The sequence below is a fragment of the Rhodococcus sp. KB6 genome (genome assembly GCF_001445685.1).
In the GTDB taxonomy this organism is placed as follows: Bacteria; Actinomycetota; Actinomycetes; order Mycobacteriales; family Mycobacteriaceae; genus Rhodococcus_F; species Rhodococcus_F qingshengii.
The window spans coordinates 423,320-446,849 of record NZ_LNAK01000163.1; the positions used below are offsets into that span (position 1 = coordinate 423,320).

Here is a 23,530-nt window from a genome sequence, read left to right on the forward strand (position 1 = left end):
ATTTTCCAGATGACTCCGACGCGTGACCTCGACGAACTTCTCGCGATTGCGGGTCGGCTTCTCGACGGCGTCCACGATCAGTTCGTCTCCGGTGTCGGCGCCCCGAGTGCGGTCCGCAAGGGCTGGGGTGATTTTGCCACCGAGGTCGATCTTGCGCTCGAGAAGCGGTTGACCGCGGAGTTGTTCGAGCAGACCGGCATCGAGGTGCACGGCGAGGAATTCGGCGGTCCCGACGTCGGTTCCGGGCTCGTCTGGGTTCTCGACCCCGTTGACGGTACTTTCAACTACTCGGCCGGATTGCCCACTGCCGGAACGTTGTTGGCGCTTCTCGACGACGGTGTCCCGGTGCTCGGATTGACCTGGCTTCCATTGATCGGTCACACGTACGCGACTCGCGCCGGCGGTCCGTTGTTGGTCAATGGAATCGCCGTACCGCCGCTGGAGCCAACCGATCTGGCGTCGTCGATCGTCGGCTTGGGTGCGCTCAACGTCAACAGTCGAGGGCGGATCCCCGGCAGTTTCCGTCTCGACCTCCTCGCCGAGATCAGCAAGGTGTCCTCGCGGATCCGGATACACGGTTCAACCGGAGTCGATCTGGCCTTCACCGCGGCCGGCATCCTGGGCGGTGCGATCGTCTACGGCCGCAACGCGTGGGACAACGCGGCCGGGGTCGCGCTCGTTCGCGGTGCGGGCGGGGTGGTCACCGACCTGGCCGGCCGCCCGTGGACCGTAGAATCGCAGTCGGTGCTCGCTGCCGCTCCGGGCATCCACGGTGAGATTCTCGATATCCTCAACGCGCTCGGTGATCCGCGCGCTTCGTCCTCAGGAGGACCACAGTCATGACCCTCGCAGTTCGTGTGATTCCGTGCCTCGACGTCGACGCCGGGCGAGTGGTCAAGGGTGTCAATTTCGAGAATCTTCGCGACGCCGGAGATCCGGTGGAACTCGCGGCAGCGTACGACGCTCAGGGCGCCGACGAACTGACCTTCCTGGACGTGACCGCCTCCACGTCGGATCGCGGCACGATGCTCGACGTCGTAAGTCGCACTGCCGAGCAGGTTTTCATTCCTCTGACCGTCGGCGGTGGAGTGCGCACGGTCGCGGATGTCGATCGTCTGCTGCGTGCCGGTGCCGACAAGGTCAGCGTCAACACCGCGGCGATTGCGCGCCCGGAACTGCTGAAGGAACTGAGTGAGCGTTTCGGCTCGCAGTGCATCGTCCTCTCGGTCGATGCCCGCACCGTTCCCCAGGGGCAGCCGGACACACCGTCGGGGTGGGAGGTCACGACGCACGGGGGCAAGCGCGGCACCGGGATCGACGCTGTCGAGTGGGCCGAGCGTGGTGCAGAGTTGGGAGTGGGGGAGATCCTGCTCAACTCGATGGATGCCGACGGCACCAAAGCGGGCTTCGACCTTCTGATGATCCGCGCTGTCCGGGCGGCAGTCCACGTACCGGTGATCGCCAGTGGCGGTGCCGGCCTGGTCGAGCACTTTGCCCCTGCAGTCGAAGCGGGCGCAGACGCAGTTCTCGCAGCAAGTGTCTTCCACTTCGGCGATCTGAGCATCCCGGAGGTCAAGGATGCGATGCGTGCCGAGGGAATCGTCGTTCGCTAGGCGTTCTCGGCGCGGATTCCGTCGAACATGAGGCGGCTGATGGCTTGGTTCAACGCCGTGCAGTCGACGGACGAACCGGCTCGCAATCCTTGAATCGCACTTGCCAGCATCATGCCGTTGACGGCGTGGGCAGTGTTGTCGACATCGAGGTCGGCGCGTAGATAGCCGCATTCGACTCCGTGGTGCAGGTACGCCGCGGTCAACGATGCCGACTGGTCGAGTAGATCGAGCATCCGGCCCGTCAGATCGGCGTCGACGCCCGTCGTCTCGAACAGCAGAACCCGCGGGATGCGGGGGTCGTCGAAGAAGATGCGGGGGAGCGCCTCGGCGATCCGTCCCACCTGGGCGCGGTACTCGTCCAGTGTGCTGGCGGCGTCGGGAGCATTCTCGGTGGCCAGTGCGCTGATGATCTTTGCGACGAGGTCGTCGATGACGTGATCGATGATGTCGCGCTTGTTCTCGAAGTACCGGTAGAAGGTCCCGTGGCCGATTCCGAGAGTTGTTGCGATGTCGGCAATTCCGGTTGCGTGATAGCCGCGCTGGGCGAAGCACTCGAATGATGCGTCGATGATCTCGCGGCGCAATTCCGCCTTTTTTCGTTCCGCTCTGGTCATGGCCTTCGTCACATCAGGAATGATACCGTTCTCAATAACGGAATGACGTGTCAGTTTCTGATGTGCAGTTTTTCTGATGTGCAGTTCACGAGAGGGATTCTCCGATGGCAGTGCAGTACGACGCAGTAGTAGTGGGGGCGGGCTTCGGCGGAATGGGTGCGGCCATTCAACTCAAGCGGCTGGGCCTGAACAACCTGGCGATCCTCGAGCGCGAGGACGATCTGGGTGGAACCTGGCACGTCAACCGCTATCCCGGTCTGGCTGTCGACATCGCGTCGGTCACCTACTCGTATTCGTTCGAGCCCAATCCGAACTGGTCCAGGCTTTTCGCACCGGGCGCGGAACTGAAGAAGTACGCCGATCACGTCGCGGACAAGTACGATCTGCGGAAGCACATGACGTTCGGTGCCGTGGTCAACGGAGCCCGCTGGGACGAGGATTCCTCGCACTGGGTCGTATCCGTCGAAGGCGCGCCGGACATCACTGCCAAGTACCTCCTGACTGCGACGGGTTTCCTCTCGCAACCGCATCGGCCCGACATCTCCGGTATCGACGACTTCGCCGGCAAGATCATCCACACCACGGCCTGGGACGATTCCTACGATCTGTCCGGCACCAAGACCGCAATCATCGGAACCGGCGCCACCGCTGTGCAGTTGATCCCCGAGGTGGCGCGTCAGGCCGCAGAGTTGACCGTCTACCAACGCACCCCGATCTGGGTGGTTCCCAAGATCGACGTCCCCATTCCGAATGCAGTGCAGAAGCTGTTCTCGCGTATTCCGCTCACCCAGCGAATCGCGCGCGCTGTCAGTTCGTCGATCCTAGAAATGATCATGGTCAGCGCGGTCCTGCACTACAAGCAGGTCAAACTGTTGAACAAGGGTGCGGCGGCCGCATCACGTGCGTTTCTGCGGTCCCAGGTCAGCGACGCCAGCCTTCGCAAACAACTCACACCGGACTACGACTTCGGGTGCAAGCGTCCCACATTTTCCAACAGCTACTTCCGTACGTTCACCAAGGACAACGTGCATCTCGAAACGACGCCGATCGACCACATCGCTGCCGACGGAATCGTCACCGCCGACGGTCGCAAGACCGAGATCGACACCTTGGTGCTGGCAACGGGATTCAACCTCTGGGATGTGAATTTTCCAGCCATCGAGGTTATCGGTCGAGAGGGACGAAACCTCGGTAAGTGGTGGCGCGACAACCGTTTCCAGGCCTACGAAGGGGTCGCGGTTCCGTATTTCCCCAATTTCCTCACGCTCGCCAGTCCGTACTCGTACAGCGGGTTGTCCTACTTCACGACGATCGAATCCCAGATGCAGCACATGGATCGACTGTTCGGCGAGGTGAAACGGCGCGGCGCGGAAACATTCGAGGTCACCGAAACTGCCAACGCCGAGTTTCTCGACCGGATGACCGAGAACCTGGCGGACTCCGTCTTCTACGGCGGTAGTTGCCAGACTGCACGAAGCTATTACTTCAATCAGCACGGCGAGGCTGCGATTCTGCGGCCCACGTCTACACGGAATGCGTTCGTCGAAGCGAAACGCTTTCCGCTCGAGGACTATTCGATCATCTAGGCGGGCTTGTCCCGCGTTCGGCTATCTTGCCGAGCTGACTCCGGTCGGAACCGATATCACGGGATAACGGTTCTGCCGGTTCAGTCGGGAAGTGACCGAGATGTGCATCAGTCGGCTCACCGCGGAGGCAGCGCCTTTTCGCGGAGATCCGATCACGATGGTAAATGCGTCGTATTTGTCCGCGGTTGCGAGAATGACACCGGCCGGGTCTCCATAGGTGCAGTCGTACGTCCAGGTGTCGGCGTGCGAGGCAAGTGCCGAGGTTGTCTGCTCGCGTTGCGACACCATCTCGTCGTGCAGACGCGTTTCGAATTCTGGTGAGTCGGTTTCGGCAGGTAGGTCCTCGGACGTGATGCAGTGAACGACGTGGAGGGCTGAATCCTCCTTGGCGGCAAGCGTCAGTGCGTAGCTGAGTACATTCTTGCTGGTAGCACCTGGGCCGATGCCGAGAACGACGTGGCGGGTTCGGACGCGATCGGTACTCGGGTTCGCGAGATGGCAGATGTACTCCGGGTGCGGACCGTCATGACGTTGATGGTTCATGTCGGATCTTCTTCCAGAGCGAGAAGCGAAGGAACTTCCATTCTAGGGCGGCCGTGCAGGGGAATTCCACGGAAGTCACAGGTGGAAGGTATAAACGTCATATGAGTCTTGATCCCGCAATCGCGGCGAAGCTGAAGCGAAACGACGCCGGACTGTTCAGCGCGGTTGCGCAGGAGAAGTCGACCGGTGATGTGCTGATGGTCGCGTGGATGGACGACGAAGCGCTCGCGCGAACACTGGAAACCCGTAAGGGGACGTACTATTCGCGCTCGCGGCAGCAGTACTGGGTCAAGGGAGAGACCTCCGGGCACACCCAGTACGTGCACGAGGTGCGCCTCGACTGTGACGGCGATTCCGTCTTGCTGATCGTCGATCAGGAGGGCGCCGCGTGCCACACCGGCACTCACACGTGTTTCGACACCGACGTCCTGCTCGCTGCTGAGCAGTGACGCGAGATGGCCACTGACAAGACTCCACAACCGCTCGATTACTCGTTCACCGCTCCCATCGAGAAAGACGGTGCGTTCGCAACGTTCTTGACCGTGCCCGGCTCGGCGGAACTTCTGGGAACCAGACGCGCTGTGAAGGTGCTCGGAACCCTCGATGGTGAGCATCCCTTCGAGGCGACGCTGATGCCCTCCGGCGACGGACCGCACTGGCTTCCGCTGCGCGTGGCGCTGTGCAAGGCGATCGGCAAGAGCGCCGCTGGAGAAGAGGTAGCGGTACATCTACAGCAGCGACTGAGCTGAAGTTTTCCCGAACCAAGGAGCGCCGTCGTGCAATTCTGTTCGATTTCGAACATGCCGCGGACGTGGAGCCGGATCGGTAGGCCGAGTACGGTCCAGGTGCCGTCGGCGTCGGGTGGGACATGGGACTGCTCGGGCTGGCTCGACACGTGGAACTGGGGATCGCGACGCCACTCGAGACACCCGAGTGGTCGGCGAGCGACGAGGCCAAGGCATTCATCGCGGGAAGCAGTGAACTGTGGGCCGAAGCTGCGATCGCATCGGGCGACGACCCGGATGCGGCTGCAGCCGCCGCTGCTCGCACGACCGCTGCATACACCGGGTAGATCACCTCTACGAGGACTAACATCGGATTAGTCTGGTTGTTGCGGGACTTCCGCGCCACGAGCGGAGACGACGATGGTGTATCGGCTCATCGAAGTAGTAACGGTGTTCGTTCACTTCGGGTTTGTCCTCTATGTGGTGCTGGGTGGGTTCGTGGCGTGGAAGTGGCGTCGTACCATCGGTTTCCACCTTCTTGCAGTCGTCTGGGGAGTCGGTTCGATAGCGGTCGGATACGACTGCCCGCTGACCAATCTCGAGAACTGGGCCCGCCGGATGGCCGGGATCGCGGAGTTGCCGTCCACCGGATTCATCTCGCACTACATCACCGGCGTGTTCTATCCGGCGAGTATCGAAGGCCTTGTACAGGCGCTCGCGGCGACAGTGGTTGTCGGATCCTGGGTAGGATACGTGCTGCTCGGACGGCATGCGAAGGGTGAGGTCAAAGCCTCTTCAGCGACCTGATTCCGTACAAACGATCCCAGCCGTTTCCGAATGGAAACGACTGGGAGGTGCTACCAGGATTTACGCGCGAGTCAGGGCTACCACCGGGATTGTGCGGATCCCAGCGGTCTTCTCCGCGTATTCGGCAAATCCCGGGTATCGACTGGCCTGCTCGTCGTAGATGCGGTCACGCTTCTCGCCGGTTACTTCGCTGACGGAGACCGGGTATGTTTCGGTGCCGATCTCGACCTCTGCCTGGTCGGTGGCAACGAGGTTGTAGTACCAGTCGGGATTGGTCGGGGCACCGGCCTTGGATGCAAAAACGTAGATGGTCTTCGGATCCTGCTCGTCTGCCAGATACATCATGGGACTCACGAAATCGCGTCCGGATTTGCGTCCTGTGTGGTGGACCAACACCATGGGCGCACCTTCGAAGGGGCCACCTACCTTGCCCTCGTTCTCCCGAAATTCCGCAATGATTCCTGCGTTCCAATCGTCGGTACTCATCGTTGTCTCCCGGTCTGCGAGTGGCGAAGGGCTCTGCCGCCAAGCTTTGCACAACTGGTGAATCGACGAGAGGTCATCTTCGGCGTCCAGCATGATCTACTATCTACGTATGAACGCAGATAGTGGTGTTTGTCGCCGTAAGCTTCCCGATGATCAAGTCGACCTCGTCGTCGAGGTGTTCCGCATGCTGGCCGACGCAACCCGTGTGCAGGTTTTGTGGGCATTGGTAGACCGCGAGTGCTCGGTGAACGAACTGGCGGAACGCGTCGGCAAGCCGGCGCCCTCGGTGTCGCAGCACCTGGCGAAATTGCGCATGGCAAGGTTGGTACGAACGCGCCGCGATGGTACGACGGTGTTCTATCGCCTGGAGAACGACCATGTGCGCCAACTGGTTACGGACGCGGTCTTCAATGCGGAGCATGCCGGACCCGGATTGCCGGGGCATCACCGTAGTGAAGGTGAACTTCGGGAGATACACCCGGAGCGCTCGGCGAACGTCGATCGGACCGATCAAGAAGAAGGTGCGTCGTGACGCACGAACCCAAGACGTCCCACGGCCACGGCCACGGCCACCGCCATGTCCACGGGCCGAAGGGATTTCGATCGGCAGTCCGCGAAGTGTTCTCGCCGCACAGTCACGACGCTGCCGACAGTGTCGACGACGCATTGGAATCGAGCGTAATCGGCATCCGGGCGGTCAAGATCAGTCTTGTTGCGCTCGGAGTCACCGCAGTTGCTCAGGTCGCGATCGTGGCGATCTCGGGTTCGGTGGCGCTGCTGGCGGACACCATTCACAACTTCTCCGACGCGCTCACGGCAGTCCCACTCTGGATTGCCTTCGCGCTCGGTCGGCGCGCTGCGACCAGGCGCTATACCTATGGTTTCGGGCGTGCGGAGGATTTGGCCGGACTGTTCGTGCTCGCCATGATCGCACTGTCGGCAGTGATCGCCGGTGTCGAGGCGGTGAGGCGATTGATCAACCCGGTCGAGATCGAGCACCTCGGTTGGGTAGCGGCGGCAGGTTTGATCGGTTTCATCGGAAACGAATTGGTGGCGTTGTATCGGATCAGGGTCGGCAGGCAAATCGGTTCAGCGGCCCTGGTGGCCGATGGATTGCATGCTCGGACCGACGGATTCACTTCGCTCGCAGTCCTTCTGGGGGCGGGGGGAGTTGCGCTGGGTTTCCCGTTGGCAGATCCGATCATCGGCCTTGTCATCACCGTTGCCATCGTGGCGGTGCTCAGGACTGCAGCGCGAGACGTCTTCCGGAGGTTGATGGACGGCGTCGAACCTGAGTTGGTGGACGACGCAGAGCATGCATTGATGCACGAACCTGGAGTCCTCGGTGTTCGTGATCTGAAGATGCGGTGGATCGGACACCGACTGCATGCCGATGCAGAACTCGACATCGATCCCCGGGCAACACTTGCCGAAGCTCATGCGATTGCACACAGCGCCGAGCATTCGCTCACTCACGCGGTGCCCAAACTCGCTACTGCCTTGGTGCATGCGTACCCGGCGCATGACGCGGCCAACTCCGAAGTCTGATACCGGCCGCCTTCCCGGTGATCTGTGCTTGATGTCAAGCGCAGGCGGCTTCCCAGGCGAAACCGTCTGGGTCTGTGAAGGTTTCAGACGCGCCGGCAACGGTCAGACGGTGTGATCCGGTGCCTTCCGGAGCAACCCCGGCATCCTTTGCCAAAGCGCGGCGACCATACAGTGCGAGTGTCACATTGTTTGCTGCACTGGTGAATTCGACGTACTTGCGACCGAAGCTCTTGGACACCTCGAGTCCGCGGTCGAGGTAGAACTGCTTGCTGGCCTTGACGTCTTCGGCGCCGAGCAGCAGCACGAGGCTGTCGATCGTGCGGGTGGCCGGCCCGTCGTTCTTCTTCGACGACGTGGCGATCTTCCAGATCGAACCGTCTGGAGCCTGGACGACTCCGCCGTATCCCCAGAGGGATTTCTTGACAGGCTTCAAGGCGGTGGCACCGGCTGCGAGTGCTGCGCCGACGAAGGCGTCGACGATGTTCGGTTGGGAGACGACGAGCGAAAGGGTGTACCCACGAAACCCTGTTGTCGGTTCGTTCGATTCGCGTAGCTGGATTCGATCTCCGACGCCGAGAGCGTTGTAGAAGGCTTCGGCTGCCGCGAGGTCGGGAACGTCGAGTATCACGGATTTCGCGGTGGTCATCTGGGCGCTCCCTGCTGATGTGTGGATTGGCGACGTGTGGTCGGAAGTGGACTTCTGTGGTGTGTTCATGTGTTTCAACGTAATTGCGGGTCCCGTGGTTGTGCTTCTCGATTTCTGATCGGTTTGCTGAGACTGCTTGCAAGGTGCAGCACTCACGCAGGCCTTAGGTGGGCGATTTGTCGTGAATATCCTGTTCAGCCGTTGTTTTCTCGATAGGCTGGTGAGCGCTGATCGGACGTACCTCACGCCACCATGGAACGGGGAAACCAGTGATCGCACTGCGACGAAAGTCGTTAGCCGCAGCAGTTGTGGTGTCCATGACGATGGCGTTGGCCGCGTGTACCTCCGGTGAATCGGCGCCCGAGGTGGGCGGCAATTACGGCTCTGGCGGAACCGCCGTCGACTATCGGGAGCCGGTGAAACTGAGTAGCCGAGATGGTGTTCTCGAGGTGCGCTTGTCCGCTCATCAGGGAGTGATTCCGCTCGATACCGCTTCGGCGCCCGTGTCGAATTTTCTGCTCTTCGGGTACGAGGTCATCCGCGGTACGGCGTCGGACGGATCGACCTCGGCGAGTGACGTCTATCCGGCGCCGACTCTCCGCGTCAATCCCGGAGAGCGATTGATCATTCATTACGACAACGATTTGCAGGATCTCACGATCCAGGACTTCTACGATCCGGCATTCACACCTGCGGGCGGGGGCGTGCCGATCTATCCGCCGGCGCTGACGTCGGCTCCGCTGAATCTGCACACGCACGGAGTGCACGTGAGTCCGGACGGCAATGCGGACAACGTGTTGCTCAACATTCCAGCCGGCCAGGGAAACGTGTACGACTACGCGATTCCGGGGACGATGCCGAACGGTCTGTACTGGTATCACAGTCACCGGCACACCCTCACCGCCCAGCAGACGTACATGGGCCTGGCCGGGCTACTGGAAATCGGCCGGCCGGACGGCAATCTGCCTGTCGTGACGGCAAACGACGTTCCGATTCGCGATATGGCACTGCAGTACAACTTCGTATTCGACCGCAAAGGAAAGGGCCGACAGCTCAACGACGCGAACTGGCCCCAATTCGTCAGTACGTTGACGCCACCCGCCGGTACGGAACTAGCCGACGGGACGTACCGTCCGAGCCTTGCTCCGGTGAATTTCTCGGACACCACCGAGGGCGCGCAGTATTTCACCAACTGGTATACCGGACCGTTGTCCCCGGCCAATCATCGTGGACAGAATCAATTCGTTCCAGGCAATCTGCAGAGCTTCGTGGGTGAATCGACGACTGTACCGGCCGATCCCTCACTGCCGGACAACCAACGCGATGTGCAGTACACCGTGAACGGTCAGTTCCAGCCGTCGCTGAAACTGAAGCCGGGGCAGACCGAGATCTGGGTGCTTGCCAACATCAGCGACTTTGCCTACATGCCGGTCACGTTGACGGAAACCGCAACCGGCGCCCATCCGAAGTTCGCCATCGTAGGGCAGGACGGAAACCCGTTCGACGAGGTCAGGCCACCCGTGGACGGGGACGGAACCAGGCTGGTGATTCCGCCGGCCTCGCGATACGCGATCGCAGTGACGATGCCGGAGTCCGGCGATCTGGTGCTGGAGATGCCACCGCTCGAAGGTGCAAAGCCGGTGAGCAATCCAGGCATTCTCTACACCAACAACGGTACCGACAATCCGCCCGCCGAACTCGGAACCGTCACCGTCGACCCGTCGGTGATCAGTTACGCGGACGGATTCTTCACGTTCCCGACTCAGCAGTTGATCCGTGCGACGCCAGACGAGGGCGAAGGAAAGACGACTCCCTTCGAGTTCGGACAGAAGCTCGATACCTACACCTCGTTCGTGGATACCGCAGCGATGACGCCCGACGTGACCCGCAACCTCACAGTGTCCGGTGGGTTCGGAAACGAGAAGGCCAGCAACAGTGATCCGAAGGCCTTCACCTACGAATTCGCCGACAACACGTTCCCCAACATTCCGCTGATTCAACCGCGACTGAATTCCGTTGAGGAATGGAAGATCACGAACCTCAACAACGACGAACACCCGATGCATATTCACGTCAACGACTTCCAGGTAACGGAAGTTGTGGATCCCGTCGCAGGTACCACGACAGGGGTTCAGCCATGGGGAATCGACAACGTGAACGTGCCCGCTCCGGTGACTGACGAGAATGAGAATGCTCTCGAGCCTGCGTCAGTGACGTTGCGAACGAAGTTCACCGAGTACACCGGAACCTTTGTGATTCACTGCCACCGACTCAATCACGAGGACAACGGTTTGATGGCGACTGTCAACGTGATTCCCGAGGTATCGACATATGCCGTCGCGATACCTGGTTCGGCCGGCGTGCCCGCCAAGGTGCAGATATTCGATGCCAACGGCGACAAACTGATCACTGCTGTGACGCCCTTCCCGTCGTTCGAAGGCACCCCGAGTGTTGCGATGGCGGACGTGAACGGAGACATGGTGCTTGATCTGGTCGCTGGAACAGGTGCAGGCTCGGCTCCGGAAGTGGTGGCGTACAACGCAGTCGGCGGCGTGCCGTTCACCGACGAGTTGGCAAGATTTGCCCCCTTCGATGTGGGTTTTCGTGGCGGAGTGAACATCGGCGGCGTCGATATCGACGGAAACGCACTGGCGGACAACATCATCGTTGCCTCGGGCCCAGGGATGGAGTCGCAGGTCAAGATTTACTCCACCGACCTTCCGGCGGACAAGAGGTCCGCACCCGCAGAATTCGGTTCGTTCTCGCCGTACCCGGGATCGAGTAGCGGAGTCACGTTCGCAACCGGAATGGTTGACAGTCACTCCGGTCGAGCGAGCATCGTGACCGCACCGGGTGCGGGCGAGGAGCCGTTGATCAAGACGTTCCGCTACGACCTGTACGAACCGACGGCGGCTGCGCAGGGCGGCTCCGATGAACACGCAGGTCATACGGCTGGTCCTGTAATGACGTCGCAGTTCTTGGCATTCGATCAGGGCTACCGCGACGGGGTGTCTCTGTCGACGGGTTGGGTGGCCGGCGCCGAGGGCGGCGCAAAGTCGATAGTGGCAGGCATGCTCGGAGGAGAAGGATCAATCCGCGTCTTCTCGAGTGGATCCAGGCTCGACGGTGCACCCGAGATGTACCTCGAGAGTCCAGATCACCATTCGACGGACGTGGCATTTCGGGAGGTTGCAGCTTTCGACCCGTTCACCGCTCCAGAGTCGGGTGTGGGAGTGGCCACGACGAGCACGACTACCGGCGCGGATCTCCTCGTCAGCGGCAGCAACGGAACGGGTGCCGAAGTTCGGAAATTCACTCTCGGTCGTGCCGATCCGTCTGCGACCACATTGACACCGACGCTTGTGGGAACGCTGCCGCCCTATCCCGTCGGCGGGGGAGTTCTGCCGCTCGGCGGCCGATGATCCGGTTTTGAGAGTTGCTGAAAGTAGTTTCATATCAACGTGTCTCGAGCCTTCCTGTTCTCGAAGTTGTCCGGTTTGTCTCTGGTTATCGAAAGTGTGTTCGATTAAACTTTCGGTATGGACAGTCGGGGAGCGTGGCAGCTGGATGGTGAGGGCCTCAAGGGCGAGGTTCTGGATCTGGTGCGTGTCCGGCACGAGTTGCAGTCGCGGATGGTGTTGTTGATCGTGGAGATGTTTTCCCGGGAGGTTCTCGGCGGGAGAGGTTTTCGGGCGATCGCGCAGTGGTTGCATGGTTCGACGAATTTGGAGATCGGTGAGTGCAGTCTGTTGGTCGGGTTGGCGAGGTTGTTGATGCTCGAGCCTGTTGTGGGCGATGCGTTTCACCGTGGTGACGTGGATGCGTTGAAAGCCCGTCAGGTGGCGTCGTTTTGTCAGCATCCACCGAAGAACATGACCCTGGCGGATGTGGACAAGGCTCGCGGGATTCTGTTGGGGTTGGCGTCGCAGAACATTGCCGATTGTGATGCGGTGCGGGCGGCGATCCGGCGGATCGAGAAGCAGTACGGCAAGCGTGAGGACGGCGTTCCGGTGGGTGAGGATTCGGAGCGTAACGAGTTCTACGCCTCGAAAGGTTTGTACGGGCGTGTGACCGTGAAGGGTGATCTGGATGCGGTGAACGGGGCCCGTCTGATCACGTTGTTGTCGAGTCTGTCTGCGCCGACGCCGGAGAAGGACGGCGTCAAGGACACGCGTACTCCGGCGCTGCGGCGGGCGGATGGGTTTTGCGAGTTGTTGCGCCGGTACGAGCGGGCGGGGTTGGGTCCGGTCGAGGGCGGGGTGAAACCGCACATCACGGTCACCGCCAGCGCAAAAGACATGACAGACCTCAAGGCGTTGAAAGACCTCTTGCCGTCCACTGAGGAGTTGGGTTTCGCGTGGGCGGATTGGGTGGGCCCGATCAGTATCGATACCGCGCGGATGTTGGCGTGCGACTGCACGGTCACGCGGATTTTGTTGGATGAGAATGGTGTTCCGCTCGACTGCGGTAAGGAAGCGCGAACAGCGACGGTGCCGCAGCGGCGGGCGTTGGCGGTTCGTGATGGTGGGTGTGCGTTTCCGGGGTGCGGGACTCCGTCGGGGTGGTGCGATGCTCATCATATTGTTCACTGGGGTGATGGTGGCCCAACGGATCTCGATAATCTGGTCTTGTTGTGTGGTCATCATCATCGGACGCTGCATCACACGGAGTGGCGGGTGGAGATCGGTCCGGATCGGAAATCGGTGTTCTATCCACCGATGTCGATCGATCCGTTCCAGCAGCCGATCGGCGGGAACAGCCCACCAACGGCCGCGTGAACGGACATAACTGAAAATGCCAGCGTATGCACCGGGGAAGAATCATGCCCCGTTACATGCGCTGGCTTTTCGTGTTCCGGAGAGTTCAGGGCAGCGACCAGAACTGAGTAGTCACGAGGTAGAAGACGATAACCCAGAACAAGGTCACAGCGGCGACGATTGCCACCCCTTGTGCGTTGGTTTTTGCGACAGGAATCCCCGGAGGCGGACGCAGCCAACGGCGCAGGAGTCGATTCACGTAGTACGGCATCGTGAAGAAACTCATGATGAAGCTCGACAGCAGATTGCCGATCAACAATCCGAGCCAGAGTGGCAGCTTCAGCGGTGACAGCGCCAAAGTAAGCAAGACGACAGTCGGGTAGAGACCGACCCAGACCGCGATCGAGGTTTTTGTCTCCGAAGGTGGAGGGGCCTCGTTTCCGTTCTCGTCGAAGGCAAACCAACTGCCGAACGAATTGTCCACGGTTCGCAGTTCGAAGTCGTGAAACTTGCGGCCCTCGGCGAGGAGTTGTTGTCGCTCAGGGGAAGTCAGCCACGTATCGAGGTGGGCAGCATTGTCGAAGCGATACAGCAGGGTCCATTCATCCTGCACACCGTCGACGGGGCGAAACAGTTCGGTGCCGCGGAATCCGTCGAAAGCACTCTCCACCTCCCGAAGGCGATCCTGCCAGGCAAGGAACTCGTCGATGCTGTCGTCACCTACTCGGTGCGTCACTACGACGGTCAGCAGTGGGTCCGGAGGCCTGATCCCGCCGCTCACTACCTGCTGCGTGGCCGGGCCGTCGAAGAACTGACGACCGCTGTCGAGGTAGTCCTGCCTCGTCGCGCTGTTGATCCACGCTTGAACATGAGCGATGGAGTCGAAGCGGTACACGATCACCCAATCAGGTTGGGTGGGCGTCGGAGCAGCGATTTCTGCCCCGAGGAAGCCTGCATAATCTGCGGCGGCTCGGTTGAGATCTTTCTGCCAGACCTCGAATTCTTTCTCCAGTCCGGCACGCACTCGCTGGCCGATGATGACCGTCGCGGCGCTGTCCGCCGACGTGTGCGCGGTCATCGGTTCAGGCCTGTGTAGATGCGTTCCGGGGTGAGCGGTAGCGACCGGAATCGTGACCCGGTTGCATCCTGCAGTGCGTTCGCCAATGCAGGGGCAACCGGATTGATGCAGCACTCCGCCATGCCCTTGGAGCGGAGAGGACCGACGGAGTCTGATGACTCGACGAGGATCACCTCCGTGCGTGGGATATCTGCATATGTCGGGATCCGGTAGTTACGTAGATTCGGGTTCATCATCGCGCCGTTTGCGTCTACGTGGAAGTTCTCGGTGAGTGCGAAGCCGATGCCCTGGGCGACGCCACCTTCGATCTGTCCCCGCACCTGCGCCGGATTGATGATCACCCCAGCGTCGGTGGCTTGGACGCTGTAGAGAATGCGGATCTCGCCGGTGATGCGATGGACGGCAATCCGGAAGCCATGAGTGTTGGACACCACGCTGCGCGGAGATCCGTATGCCTTCCGCGCCTCGGTGAATCGGATCCCGCGCGGGCGCGCGGCCTCGAGTATCTCTTGCAGTGTTAATCGAGTACTACCGCAGACGATCTTGTCGTCGTCCATCGAGCACTGGTCAATCGACACGCCGGTGTGGTGCGCGGCGAAGGCAAGTAGGCGATCGCGGAGCGCATTCGACGCGCGAAGTACCGCGTTCCCAGCGACAAACAGGCCGGCGCTGGCGAAAGCGCCTGTGTCGAAACCGGTTCGGTCGGTGTCCGACTGAATGATTCGTACACGCGACGGAGTTGTGCCCAGCTGATTTGCGGCGATCTGCACGTGGGCCGTAGAAGTTCCCTCACCGAATTCGACTGTGCCGATGGCAAGTTCGTATACACAGTCTTCGCCGAGGGTGAGCCAAGCCTCGGAAATGTGCTCGGTGGGTGGCGCGGTCTCATGTAGTGAACTGGCGGTACCGGTGCCGATCAGCCAATCGTCTCCGAGCGAGGGAACCTGTTGCCGCTTCAACGCGGTGTCGATCAGATCGATGCATTGCCCCAGTCCGTCTTCGGTGAAGATCACGTCGTCTGGGCCGTCTTCGAGTGCGATCAGCGAATCGCCCGGTCGGACGATATTGCGTCGACGCAGTTCGAGCGGATCCATGTTCAGCGCGACGGCCAATTCGGTCATGGCCGATTCCACGGCAAAGGCCGGTTGCGTCATCCCGTACCCACGCAGAGCGCCGCTCGGGACGTTATTGGTGTACACGGAATACGCATCGAACTTCTTGTTGGCGCAGCGGTAGAGCGATACTGCCGCGCCGCCGGCAAAGAGTGTCTCTCCACCGTGGTTTCCGTACGCACCGGTGTTCGATACGTTGCGATACTGAAAGGCTGTGAGGGTTCCGTCCGACTTGGCACCGAGCTTGATCGTGAGCTTCATCGGATGACGCGGCGACGCGGTGGTGAACTCTTCTTCTCGGGTGAACTCGAGGCAGACGGGACGACCGGTGTCGAGGGTGGCGAGCGCCACCAGATCCTCGCTGATCACTTCCTGTTTTCCTCCGAACCCGCCGCCCACGCGTTTGCAGAACACGCGTAGCTGATCCGGGCGGAGGTCGAAGAGATGGGCGAGTTTGACCTTGGCGATGGAGGGGGACTGCGAACTTGTGCGAACGTGAAGGCGTCCGTCTTCCATCCAGGAGATCGAACCGTGCGTCTCGAGGTGCGCGTGCTGAACCCGCGGCGAGAAGTAGGTGCCTTCGTGGATGACGTCGGCCTCGGCGAACCCTGCCTCGACGTCGCCCACATGACCGTGAAGTTCGAGCAGGATGTTGTGCTCGGGATCTCGAACAAAGGGATCGTCGGATCCGTGCAGGGCTGGAGCGCCGTCGGCCATGGCCTCTTCCGGATCGAACACGGAAGGCAGGATCTCGTAATCGACCTTCACCTTCCGACGGCCTTCTTCCGCAGCGACGACGGAGTCGGCGAGGACGGCCACTACACGCTGACCCACGAACCGCACGACGTTGTCGAGAATGTAGGTGTCGTCCGGATCGACAAGGTGGTCGGTATGTATTGCCGTGGTGAAGAGCTTGCGCGGCACGTCTTTCCAGGTGTAGACGCGATGGACACCGGGGACGGCGAGCGCCTCGGTGGTGTCGATGGAGGTGATGCGGGCATGTGCGTGAGGCGAGTGCAGCACTTTCAGGTGCAGCATGCCGTCGATCGCGGTGTCCATAGTGTATTCGGCTCGGCCGGTCACCACGTCGGTGGCCGCCGGCGCCCCGACGCTGGTTCCGACGGCCTGTCCCGGGAGGGCAACTTCGATAGCACCGACACCGTTGACCGCGTCTTCGATGGATCGGTAACCGGTGCAGCGGCACAGGTTTCCCTTGAGCGCTCGCGGCAAGTCTTCTTTCTGCGCGTCGGTGAGCGCCGCCGAGGTCATGATCATCCCGGCGGTGCAGAACCCACACTGAAAGCCGGGTGCATCCCGGAACTGCTGCTGAATCGGATGGAGATCTTCGGGCGTGCCGAGTCCCTCGATCGTGGTTACCGCGCGACCGTCGGCGCGAAAGGCGGGCGTGATGCAGCTGTGTATCGGTGTTCCGTCGAGCCACACTGTGCACGCCCCGCAGTCCCCGCCGTCGCACCCCTTCTTCACCCCGTGGTGTCCGAGGTGCCGAAGAAACGTCCGGAGACACTGTCCCGGGAACGGCTCCTCGTGGAACTGCCGGTCGTTCACCGTGTAGCTCATGACTGGCTCCCCGTGAGTTCGTTTCGGAGCTCGTCGGCGTAGTGGCGGGCGAGGTGGAGGCGGTGGTCTGGGGTTCCGTTGGGATCGTCGAACCAAATGTCGGCCGAAATGGAGTCGACGGCTCGTCGCAGAGAGTGCTCGTCCGGCATGGTGTCGAACGTCAGCCGGATCGGATGGGTGGTGCCGGCGGTGATGGTGAGGTGAAAGTCGTCGGCGCCAGGAGTCTGCGTCGCGATCATGAAGATCGTCGAACGGCCGAGGTGCGTGAGACTGAAGCGGCGGTGGGCGTGCCGTTTGGTGAGTGCGTGCACCGGGAACTCGATGCTCCGAAGGACTTCGCCCGGCTCCAGGACATTCTGGTGGTCACCGGTCACGAAGTCGCACGCGTCGACGGTCCTCACTGTTCCGTCGGTAGCCCATAGTGTGAACGAAGCCTCGAGTGCAACTGCCAGGGTGATCATCGGTCCGGCCGGAAGCGACATACAGATGTTGCCGCCTACGGTGGCCGAATTCCACACCTTGAAAGACGAGAGGAAGTACTCGCAGCTGACGCGAATAAGTGGACTCGCACGCCAATTGTCCGGCGGGACAAACGCATACAGTTCGGCAACGGTGCACGTAGCTCCGACACCGAAATGAGTCGGGCCGACCTCCAGTGGTGTCCAACCGAGCGCGGTGAGGTCGACCAGTCGACGCGTGTCGGGTTGTTCTGCTGAGAACAGCCACGTTCCTCCCGCGAGCCAGGCGTCGCCGGGACGCCACACGTCCCCTGGGCGATCCGGTGGTCGGCGTATCACGTCGGTAATGGTGGTGATGTCCATGCGCCTGCTCCCCTCGGGGGATGTGTCTTCTCGGAGTGGGACATTACCGAGGTGACGAGACACATTCACACTTTTAGTACATATCGGGCACGCGAAACATGAGCGATACGTACGTGACATCGACTGGTGGGGCGGTGCATGCGCGTGCCGATTCTGGGTACGACTGCTTGAGAGGCGCGATCAGCCTCTTGCTTTCGCGCTGTTGATTCGGACGCGGCTACGCACTCGGCGGCCGCGGAGATCATGCGGGGCGGGGCGCTGTGAAACCCTTCGAGGTAAGTCGGACCGACCCTTCTGATGAGACGCTCTTTCCGCTCTCGGCCGCCCAACGGGCAACCTGGTTCGCTCAGCAATTCGATCCCGAAGTCCCGATTCTGATAGCGCACTACGTGGAGCTGCGCGGCGAACTCGACGTCGAACTGCTGGATCGCGAAACGCGAGCGGTGGCATACGAGTTTCAATCTCCTTTGCTCAAAGTGATCGAGATCGACGGTCAACCGATGCAGTACGTGGACGAGACATCTGAGATCACCGTCCGTCTTGTCGACCTCCGTGGGTCCCCCGATCCGATCGAGGATGCCCTCGGGTGGATGCGCCGAGATTGCCGGACACAGCTCGACCTGGCAGTTGACAGAATTGTCGAGACCGCTGTGCTGCGCGTGGGCGACGCGCACTATCTGTGGTACAGCCGCATCCATCATGTTGCGCTCGACGGTTTCGGTGCCATGACCATGATGAACCGCATTGCGCATCGGTACTCGGCCTCGGCGGCGAGAAAGGACTCGCAGCCGAGTCGTGCCGCGACACTCCGGACGCTGTACGACATCGACGAGCGGTACAGAATGTCGGATCGATTCGCCGCCGACCGGGAGTACTGGGCTGAGCGCAATACCACCCTCGCCGGATCCAGCCTGGCGGAGGCTTCTGGGCCCGCGCAAACCGAGAGCCGACTCGAAAGCACACTGATGTCGGACCGAAGTTGTGCCCTTCTCTACGAATCCGAGAACCACGCTGCACCGGTCATCGCTGCGCTCGCGTTGTACCTCGCGCGGATGACGGCGAAAGAGACTGTCCAGATTCATGTTCCGATGTCCGGACGGACTACGACGGTACTGCGGGACTCGGGCGGCATGATGGTGAACGTCACGCCACTGCTCATCCGTGTCGCAGCGGTCGACACCGTCGGTGAACTGTTCGCCCAGGTCCAACATGAGCTCATGGGTGCATTGCGGCACCAGCGCTGCAGCCTCGACGACATCCGTCGGGACGCAGGCGTGACGAGCGGTCTGGAAGGCGAAGACTCATATGCCGGGCCCATGGTCAACGTCATGCTGTTTCGCCAGGAGGTGCAGTTGGGCGAGGTGGTTGGGGAGTATCACATCGTCACCTCCGGGCCGGTGGAAGACCTTCTGGTCAACGTGTATCCGAGCGGCGACAGGCTGCGTGTCGACTTCCGGGCAAACCCGATCCGATACGAGGAGGCGGGTTTACGCGAGCACCACCGGAACTTTGTCGGCTTGCTGGAAGAGTTGATCGCGTCTGATTCCGGTGCCGAACTCGCAGACATTCACGGCCCGACGGCCCGAGAGGGCGAGCGACGACAACGCGAAGTCCGGCACCTCGAGTATTGGAGACATGAGCTCGCCGGGGCGCCCGAACTTTTGCAACTTCCCTTCGATCGACCCAGGCCTGCAACGCAATCGCTGGACAGTGCACAGGTTGAGGTCCTGATCGCCACCGATACCCACGCGCGGATCACGGCGATGGCGAGTGATCTCGGGACGGACACTCGTGCGGTCTTACATGCGAGCTTTGCTCTCCTGGTGAGCCGGTTGTCCGGTGCTTCGGATGTTGTGATCGGTACGCCGACGGGATCCGACGCGAACATCGTTGCCATCCGGAGTCGCATCGATCTGGAGACGCCGTTCACGGCACTCTTGGGCAGTGTCGTCGAGGTCCGAAGTAATGCGCTGCCGCACAGTGGGATACGGCTCGAGCAGTTGGTTCAGCCATTGCACGTTGAGGATGTACCCGCCTATGCGCCGGTTGTACAGGTGACGTTCGAGTCCGTCGCCGGCGCTGACGAGCACCCTCGCGACATCGGCCGCTTCGATCTCGGAGTGTCTGCAGTCGAGACTTTCGACGAGGTGGGTACGCCGTCCGGAATCTCGGTGAGGCTCGCGTTTGCCACCGACCTGTTCGACGCCGAGACGGTACGCGGCCTCGGTTTGCGGTTCGCGTGCGTCCTGGAATCCGTCACAGCGGATCCGGCAATCATGGTCGGCGACATCGATATCTTGTCCGACGACGAGCGATCCGCGATACGGTCTGTCCGCGGTGACCCGCGCGCTTCGCATCGCACCCTGGCCGATTTGTTCGACGGTGCGGCGCGCACACACCCCGACGGCGTGGCCCTCTCGTATCTCGATGACGAGTTGACGTATCGAGAACTCGACGAGCGTTCCTCGAAGTTGGCCCGAGAATTGATCGACCGCGGCATCGGTCCGGAAAAGGTTGTGGCGCTGGGTATGACGCGTTCGGTCGAATCGGTTGTCGCGATGTTGGCCGTGAGCAAAGCCGGCGCGGCATTCGTGCCGGTGGATCCAACCTATCCGAATGAACGTGTTCGCTTCATGCTGACCGATTCCGGCGCCGTACTGGGACTCACGGTCGTCGCGGAACTTCATCGCTTGCCGGATTCGGTTCCCTGGTCAGCGATCGACGACGCCGAGTTCCGTGGCCGACTTGCACGGTTGTCCGTGCGTTCCATCTCCGATGTCGATCGGGTGCACCCGATCCGGCCCGACAATCCCGCATACGTGATCTACACGTCCGGGTCCACCGGACTCCCCAAGGGGGTGACGGTCTCGCATCGTGGACTGGAAGCGCTTGCTGCCGAACAGCGTTCGCGGTTCGGTGCGACCCAGGATGCGCGAACGTTGCACTTCTCGACCCCGAGTTTCGACGCCTCGATTTTCGAGTACCTGCTGGCTTTCGGTGCCGGAGCGACCATGGTGATTGCGCCGAGCACGATCTACGGCGGTGACGAGTTGTCTCACTTCCTCGAATCCCAGCGTGTCACGCATGGTTTTGTCACTACTGCGGCGCTCGGAACAGTTTCGCCCGAGGGCCTTTCGGGCTTCGGCGACGTGGTGGTCGGTGGTGAGGCCTGCCCGCCGGATCTTGTGCAGCGGTGGGCTCCTGGTCGCCGGCTGTGCAATGCGTACGGGCCGACCGAGACCACCGTCATGTCGAACATCGGCGAGCCGATGGTGTCGTCGGAGAACATCACAGTGGGCGGTCCGCTCCGCGGCTTCGAGGAGATCGTGCTCGATCAGCGATTGCACCCCGTCCCCGACGGTGTTGTGGGCGAGCTGTACATCTCGGGAGACGCGCTCGCACGTGGATATCACCGGAAGTATGCGTTGACCGCAGGACGATTCGTGGCCGACCCGTTCGGTCTCCCGGGCCGGCGGATGTATCGAACGGGGGACTTGGTGCGGCGGCGCCGTGGCCGTGGACTCGAGTACGTCGGTCGTAGTGACTTCCAGGTGAAAGTTCGCGGATTTCGTATCGAACTCGGGGAAATCGACAGCGTCGTGCGGTCGTGTCCGCAGGTCGAGAATGCAGTCACCGTGGCGCGTGCGGCTCCCTCCGGGACAGCGACGATCACCACGTACGTCGTGCCTGCCGGCGGAAGTGCGCTCTCGACGGCCGAGCTGACGCGGTACGTCGCGAGCCGTGTTCCGTCGTACATGGTTCCTGCGGCATTTGTTCTACTCGACGAGTTGCCGGTAACTCCGGCGGGAAAGGTCGATCGCGCTGCCTTACCTGCACCTCGGCTCGATGCTCGGTCGGACGACTTTCGACCGCCCGAGGGCGCTGAGGAACTAGTGCTCGCCGAGATTTTTGCCGATGTTCTAGGCTTCGAGACGGTGGGTGCGGGTGACGACTTCTTCGATCTGGGCGGGAACTCACTGATTGCCACGAAGCTGATCGCTCGCGTAAATGCCGCTGAAGAAATCGATTTCGGGGTGCGGACTTTGTTCGAAGCACCGACTATCGAATCATTGGCCCGTCACGTGCGGGATGCGAAGTCATCCCGCGTTGATCGCACGCGTTCGAAGCGTCCAATCCTGCAGGCACATTCGTACAGGGACAAGATTCCGGTGTCTGTGGCACAACGACGCCTGTGGTTCGTCAATCAGTTCGACACGTCGTCCCCGGCCTACAACATTCCGATGGTGGTCCGACTGTCAGGTGCCTTGGATGTCGCTGCGATGCAGCGCGCGGTGGGAGATGTTGTCGATCGGCATGAATCGCTCCGTACCGTCTACCCGGCGTCGGTCGACGGCCCCCATCAGGTAGTAGTGCCTTCGGAACGCGTGACGTCGAAGATCGCGTGGGAAGTATCCGTGGACGAGGAAGCCTTGGACAGGCGCATCGCCGATCTCGCTCGCGAGGGGTTCGACGTGAGCGCGAACGTGCCCCTGCGCGGCTCCCTTTTTCGGGTCACGCCGGACGATCATGTCCTTGCGCTGGTGGTTCACCATATTTCGGCGGACGGAGCATCCCTCGAGCCGCTGGCCCGCGACCTGACCCGCGCCTACGCGGCGCGGGCTGCGAAACGGGCACCGGACTGGTCGCCTTTGCCTGTGCAGTACGCCGACTACAGCCAATGGCAGATCGAACTGCTCGGCAGTGACGACGATCCGGACACGCTCGAGGCGAAGCAGTTGGACTACTGGACGTCCACCCTGGCCGGTCTACCTGACGTGATCGACCTTCCGCTGGATCGACCGAGACCGGCGGAACGATCCATGCGCGGTGAATCGGTCCGATTCTCGGTGCCCGCAGACGTGCACAGTGAACTCCTCGAACTCGCTCGGAATCACAACGCGACACCGTTCATGGTGATGCACGCAGTGCTGGCGGTTCTGTTGGCACGGCTGAGCGCCTCGCCGGACATAGCGATCGGGACTCCGGTAGGAGGGCGCGCCGAGCAAGTCCTCGACGATCTGGTCGGGATGTTCGTCAACACGGTCGTCCTGCGAATCACCGTTGACACCGCCGCGACTTTCGAGGAGATCCTTTCACGAACTCGCGAAGTCGATCTGGCAGCGTTCGGACAAGCCGAGGTGCCGTTCGAGCGAGTCGTCGATGCAGTTGCGCCGGAGCGTTCGTCATCTCGCTCACCGCTCTTCCAGGTTCTGTTGGAATTCCAGAACACCGCAGATCCCCACCTCGAACTACCCGGACTCGGTGTCGATGTTGTTCCAGTCGACGTCGGTGTCGCCAAATTCGACTTGCAACTGTCGCTCACCGAGCAGCGTGGCAAAGACGGCGTCCCCATGGGTTTCGATGCCGCCTTCACCTATGCCTCCGATATCTTCGAGCGCACCACAGTCGCCGAGTTCGGCGAGCGTTTCGTCCGCCTCCTCCGGTCGGTCGTGTCGGATCCGACAGTGCCAGTAGGGGATACGGAAATTTTGGGCGCGCCCGAGCGTGGGTTGGTGGTGGGTGGTTGGGATGGTGTGGGGGTTGTGGTGGGGGGTTTGACGTTGGTGGATGTGTTGGATGGGCGGTTTGCTGGTGTGGGTGGTGGGGGGTTGGTGT

At 61.5% G+C, this 23,530-nt stretch carries 18 protein-coding genes and 1 pseudogene; 12 read left to right on the forward strand and 7 right to left on the reverse strand.

Features of this window, described 5'->3' with window-relative positions; all coding sequences use genetic code 11:
- Window positions 1-9: 9 nt before the first annotated feature.
- Both ASU23_RS32895 and hisF read left to right on the forward strand, forming a co-directional pair.
- On the forward strand, window positions 10-843 hold the full coding sequence (locus ASU23_RS32895; protein WP_058039492.1) for an inositol monophosphatase family protein: 834 nt from the start codon (window positions 10-12) through the stop codon (window positions 841-843).
- On the forward strand, window positions 840-1,613 hold the full coding sequence (hisF, locus tag ASU23_RS32900; RefSeq protein WP_003942380.1) for an imidazole glycerol phosphate synthase subunit HisF: 774 nt from the start codon (window positions 840-842) through the stop codon (window positions 1,611-1,613). The genes ASU23_RS32895 and hisF overlap by 4 nt, the downstream gene beginning before the upstream one ends.
- Here hisF and ASU23_RS32905 read toward each other — a convergent pair.
- The gene (locus ASU23_RS32905; protein ID WP_037126827.1) at window positions 1,610-2,239 is read right to left on the reverse strand and encodes a TetR/AcrR family transcriptional regulator; all 630 of its coding nucleotides are present in this window, start codon (window positions 2,237-2,239) and stop codon (window positions 1,610-1,612) included. The genes hisF and ASU23_RS32905 overlap by 4 nt on opposite strands.
- Window positions 2,240-2,331: 92 nt before the next feature.
- Between ASU23_RS32905 and ASU23_RS32910 the strand changes: the two genes are divergently transcribed.
- Complete coding sequence (locus tag ASU23_RS32910; protein ID WP_030537063.1) at window positions 2,332-3,813, forward strand: NAD(P)/FAD-dependent oxidoreductase; 1,482 nt, start codon at window positions 2,332-2,334, stop codon at window positions 3,811-3,813.
- A 21-nt stretch (window positions 3,814-3,834) separates the two neighbouring features.
- On the opposite strand, the gene ASU23_RS32915 is transcribed toward ASU23_RS32910, so the two are convergent.
- Window positions 3,835-4,356: a universal stress protein gene (locus tag ASU23_RS32915; protein WP_058039493.1), complete on the reverse strand. Its 522-nt coding sequence runs from the start codon at window positions 4,354-4,356 to the stop codon at window positions 3,835-3,837.
- Window positions 4,357-4,457: 101 nt separating this feature from the next.
- On the opposite strand from ASU23_RS32915, the gene hisI reads away from it, so the two are divergent.
- The 4 genes and pseudogenes from hisI (at window position 4,458) to ASU23_RS32935 (ending at window position 5,888) form a co-directional block, all read left to right on the forward strand.
- Window positions 4,458-4,805 carry a phosphoribosyl-AMP cyclohydrolase gene (hisI, locus tag ASU23_RS32920; RefSeq protein WP_003942390.1) on the forward strand — a complete coding sequence of 116 codons (348 nt, stop codon included), beginning with the start codon at window positions 4,458-4,460 and terminating at the stop codon, window positions 4,803-4,805.
- 6 nt (window positions 4,806-4,811) lie between these two features.
- Complete coding sequence (locus tag ASU23_RS32925; RefSeq protein WP_042449548.1) at window positions 4,812-5,105, forward strand: DUF1905 domain-containing protein; 294 nt, start codon at window positions 4,812-4,814, stop codon at window positions 5,103-5,105.
- Between the two features lie 83 nt (window positions 5,106-5,188).
- Window positions 5,189-5,428: pseudogene (locus ASU23_RS32930) on the forward strand (hypothetical protein); the annotation flags it as partial.
- Between the two features lie 73 nt (window positions 5,429-5,501).
- A complete protein-coding gene (locus ASU23_RS32935) occupies window positions 5,502-5,888 on the forward strand; it encodes a DUF2784 domain-containing protein (RefSeq protein WP_030537060.1) in 387 nt (128 codons plus the stop codon).
- Between the two features lie 60 nt (window positions 5,889-5,948).
- On the opposite strand, the gene ASU23_RS32940 is transcribed toward ASU23_RS32935, so the two are convergent.
- Window positions 5,949-6,374 carry a nitroreductase/quinone reductase family protein gene (locus ASU23_RS32940; protein WP_029255500.1) on the reverse strand — a complete coding sequence of 142 codons (426 nt, stop codon included), beginning with the start codon at window positions 6,372-6,374 and terminating at the stop codon, window positions 5,949-5,951.
- A gap of 109 nt (window positions 6,375-6,483) precedes the next feature.
- On the opposite strand from ASU23_RS32940, the gene ASU23_RS32945 reads away from it, so the two are divergent.
- A complete protein-coding gene (locus ASU23_RS32945) occupies window positions 6,484-6,906 on the forward strand; it encodes a metalloregulator ArsR/SmtB family transcription factor (protein ID WP_003942406.1) in 423 nt (140 codons plus the stop codon).
- The gene (locus ASU23_RS32950; protein ID WP_031331634.1) at window positions 6,903-7,922 is read left to right on the forward strand and encodes a cation diffusion facilitator family transporter; all 1,020 of its coding nucleotides are present in this window, start codon (window positions 6,903-6,905) and stop codon (window positions 7,920-7,922) included. Before ASU23_RS32945 ends, ASU23_RS32950 begins: the two co-directional genes overlap by 4 nt.
- 34 nt (window positions 7,923-7,956) lie before the next feature.
- Here ASU23_RS32950 and ASU23_RS32955 read toward each other — a convergent pair whose 3' ends face one another.
- Entirely contained in the window at window positions 7,957-8,568 is a 612-nt protein-coding gene (locus tag ASU23_RS32955; RefSeq protein ID WP_021333651.1) for a glyoxalase, read from the reverse strand.
- A gap of 269 nt (window positions 8,569-8,837) precedes the next feature.
- Here ASU23_RS32955 and ASU23_RS32960 point away from each other — a divergent pair, with 269 nt between their 5' ends.
- Both ASU23_RS32960 and ASU23_RS32965 read left to right on the forward strand, forming a co-directional pair.
- On the forward strand, window positions 8,838-11,990 hold the full coding sequence (locus ASU23_RS32960) for a multicopper oxidase family protein (protein WP_058039494.1): 3,153 nt from the start codon (window positions 8,838-8,840) through the stop codon (window positions 11,988-11,990).
- A gap of 117 nt (window positions 11,991-12,107) precedes the next feature.
- Complete coding sequence (locus tag ASU23_RS32965) at window positions 12,108-13,346, forward strand: HNH endonuclease signature motif containing protein (protein ID WP_058039495.1); 1,239 nt, start codon at window positions 12,108-12,110, stop codon at window positions 13,344-13,346.
- 85 nt (window positions 13,347-13,431) lie between these two features.
- On the opposite strand, the gene ASU23_RS32970 is transcribed toward ASU23_RS32965, so the two are convergent.
- Genes ASU23_RS32970 through ASU23_RS32980 form a run of 3 tightly spaced genes read right to left on the reverse strand, consistent with a single transcriptional unit; the run spans window position 13,432 to window position 17,914 of the window.
- A complete protein-coding gene (locus ASU23_RS32970) occupies window positions 13,432-14,403 on the reverse strand; it encodes an antibiotic biosynthesis monooxygenase (protein WP_021333615.1) in 972 nt (323 codons plus the stop codon).
- On the reverse strand, window positions 14,400-17,093 hold the full coding sequence (locus tag ASU23_RS32975; RefSeq protein ID WP_058039496.1) for a molybdopterin-dependent oxidoreductase: 2,694 nt from the start codon (window positions 17,091-17,093) through the stop codon (window positions 14,400-14,402). The genes ASU23_RS32970 and ASU23_RS32975 overlap by 4 nt, the downstream gene beginning before the upstream one ends.
- Complete coding sequence (locus ASU23_RS32980) at window positions 17,090-17,914, reverse strand: FAD binding domain-containing protein (RefSeq protein WP_007733027.1); 825 nt, start codon at window positions 17,912-17,914, stop codon at window positions 17,090-17,092. Before ASU23_RS32980 ends, ASU23_RS32975 begins: the two co-directional genes overlap by 4 nt.
- 260 nt (window positions 17,915-18,174) lie before the next feature.
- On the opposite strand from ASU23_RS32980, the gene ASU23_RS32985 reads away from it, so the two are divergent.
- The coding region (locus ASU23_RS32985) for a non-ribosomal peptide synthetase (RefSeq protein WP_156423216.1) at window positions 18,175-23,530 on the forward strand (5,356 nt) is incomplete at its 3' end.

Excerpts from the sequence above, each read along its gene's own strand:
- ASU23_RS32895 (WP_058039492.1), top strand. The coding sequence starts at position 10 with ATGACTCCGACGCGTGACCTCGACGAACTTCTCGCGATTGCGGGTCGG.
- hisF (WP_003942380.1), top strand. The coding sequence starts at position 840 with ATGACCCTCGCAGTTCGTGTGATTCCGTGCCTCGACGTCGACGCCGGG.
- ASU23_RS32910 (WP_030537063.1), top strand. The coding sequence starts at position 2,332 with ATGGCAGTGCAGTACGACGCAGTAGTAGTGGGGGCGGGCTTCGGCGGA.
- ASU23_RS32915 (WP_058039493.1), bottom strand. The coding sequence starts at position 4,356 with ATGAACCATCAACGTCATGACGGTCCGCACCCGGAGTACATCTGCCAT.
- hisI (WP_003942390.1), top strand. The coding sequence starts at position 4,458 with ATGAGTCTTGATCCCGCAATCGCGGCGAAGCTGAAGCGAAACGACGCC.
- ASU23_RS32925 (WP_042449548.1), top strand. The coding sequence starts at position 4,812 with ATGGCCACTGACAAGACTCCACAACCGCTCGATTACTCGTTCACCGCT.
- ASU23_RS32935 (WP_030537060.1), top strand. The coding sequence starts at position 5,502 with ATGGTGTATCGGCTCATCGAAGTAGTAACGGTGTTCGTTCACTTCGGG.
- ASU23_RS32940 (WP_029255500.1), bottom strand. The coding sequence starts at position 6,374 with ATGAGTACCGACGATTGGAACGCAGGAATCATTGCGGAATTTCGGGAG.
- ASU23_RS32945 (WP_003942406.1), top strand. The coding sequence starts at position 6,484 with ATGAACGCAGATAGTGGTGTTTGTCGCCGTAAGCTTCCCGATGATCAA.
- ASU23_RS32955 (WP_021333651.1), bottom strand. The coding sequence starts at position 8,568 with ATGACCACCGCGAAATCCGTGATACTCGACGTTCCCGACCTCGCGGCA.
- ASU23_RS32965 (WP_058039495.1), top strand. The coding sequence starts at position 12,108 with ATGGACAGTCGGGGAGCGTGGCAGCTGGATGGTGAGGGCCTCAAGGGC.
- ASU23_RS32970 (WP_021333615.1), bottom strand. The coding sequence starts at position 14,403 with ATGACCGCGCACACGTCGGCGGACAGCGCCGCGACGGTCATCATCGGC.
- ASU23_RS32975 (WP_058039496.1), bottom strand. The coding sequence starts at position 17,093 with ATGAGCTACACGGTGAACGACCGGCAGTTCCACGAGGAGCCGTTCCCG.
- ASU23_RS32980 (WP_007733027.1), bottom strand. The coding sequence starts at position 17,914 with ATGGACATCACCACCATTACCGACGTGATACGCCGACCACCGGATCGC.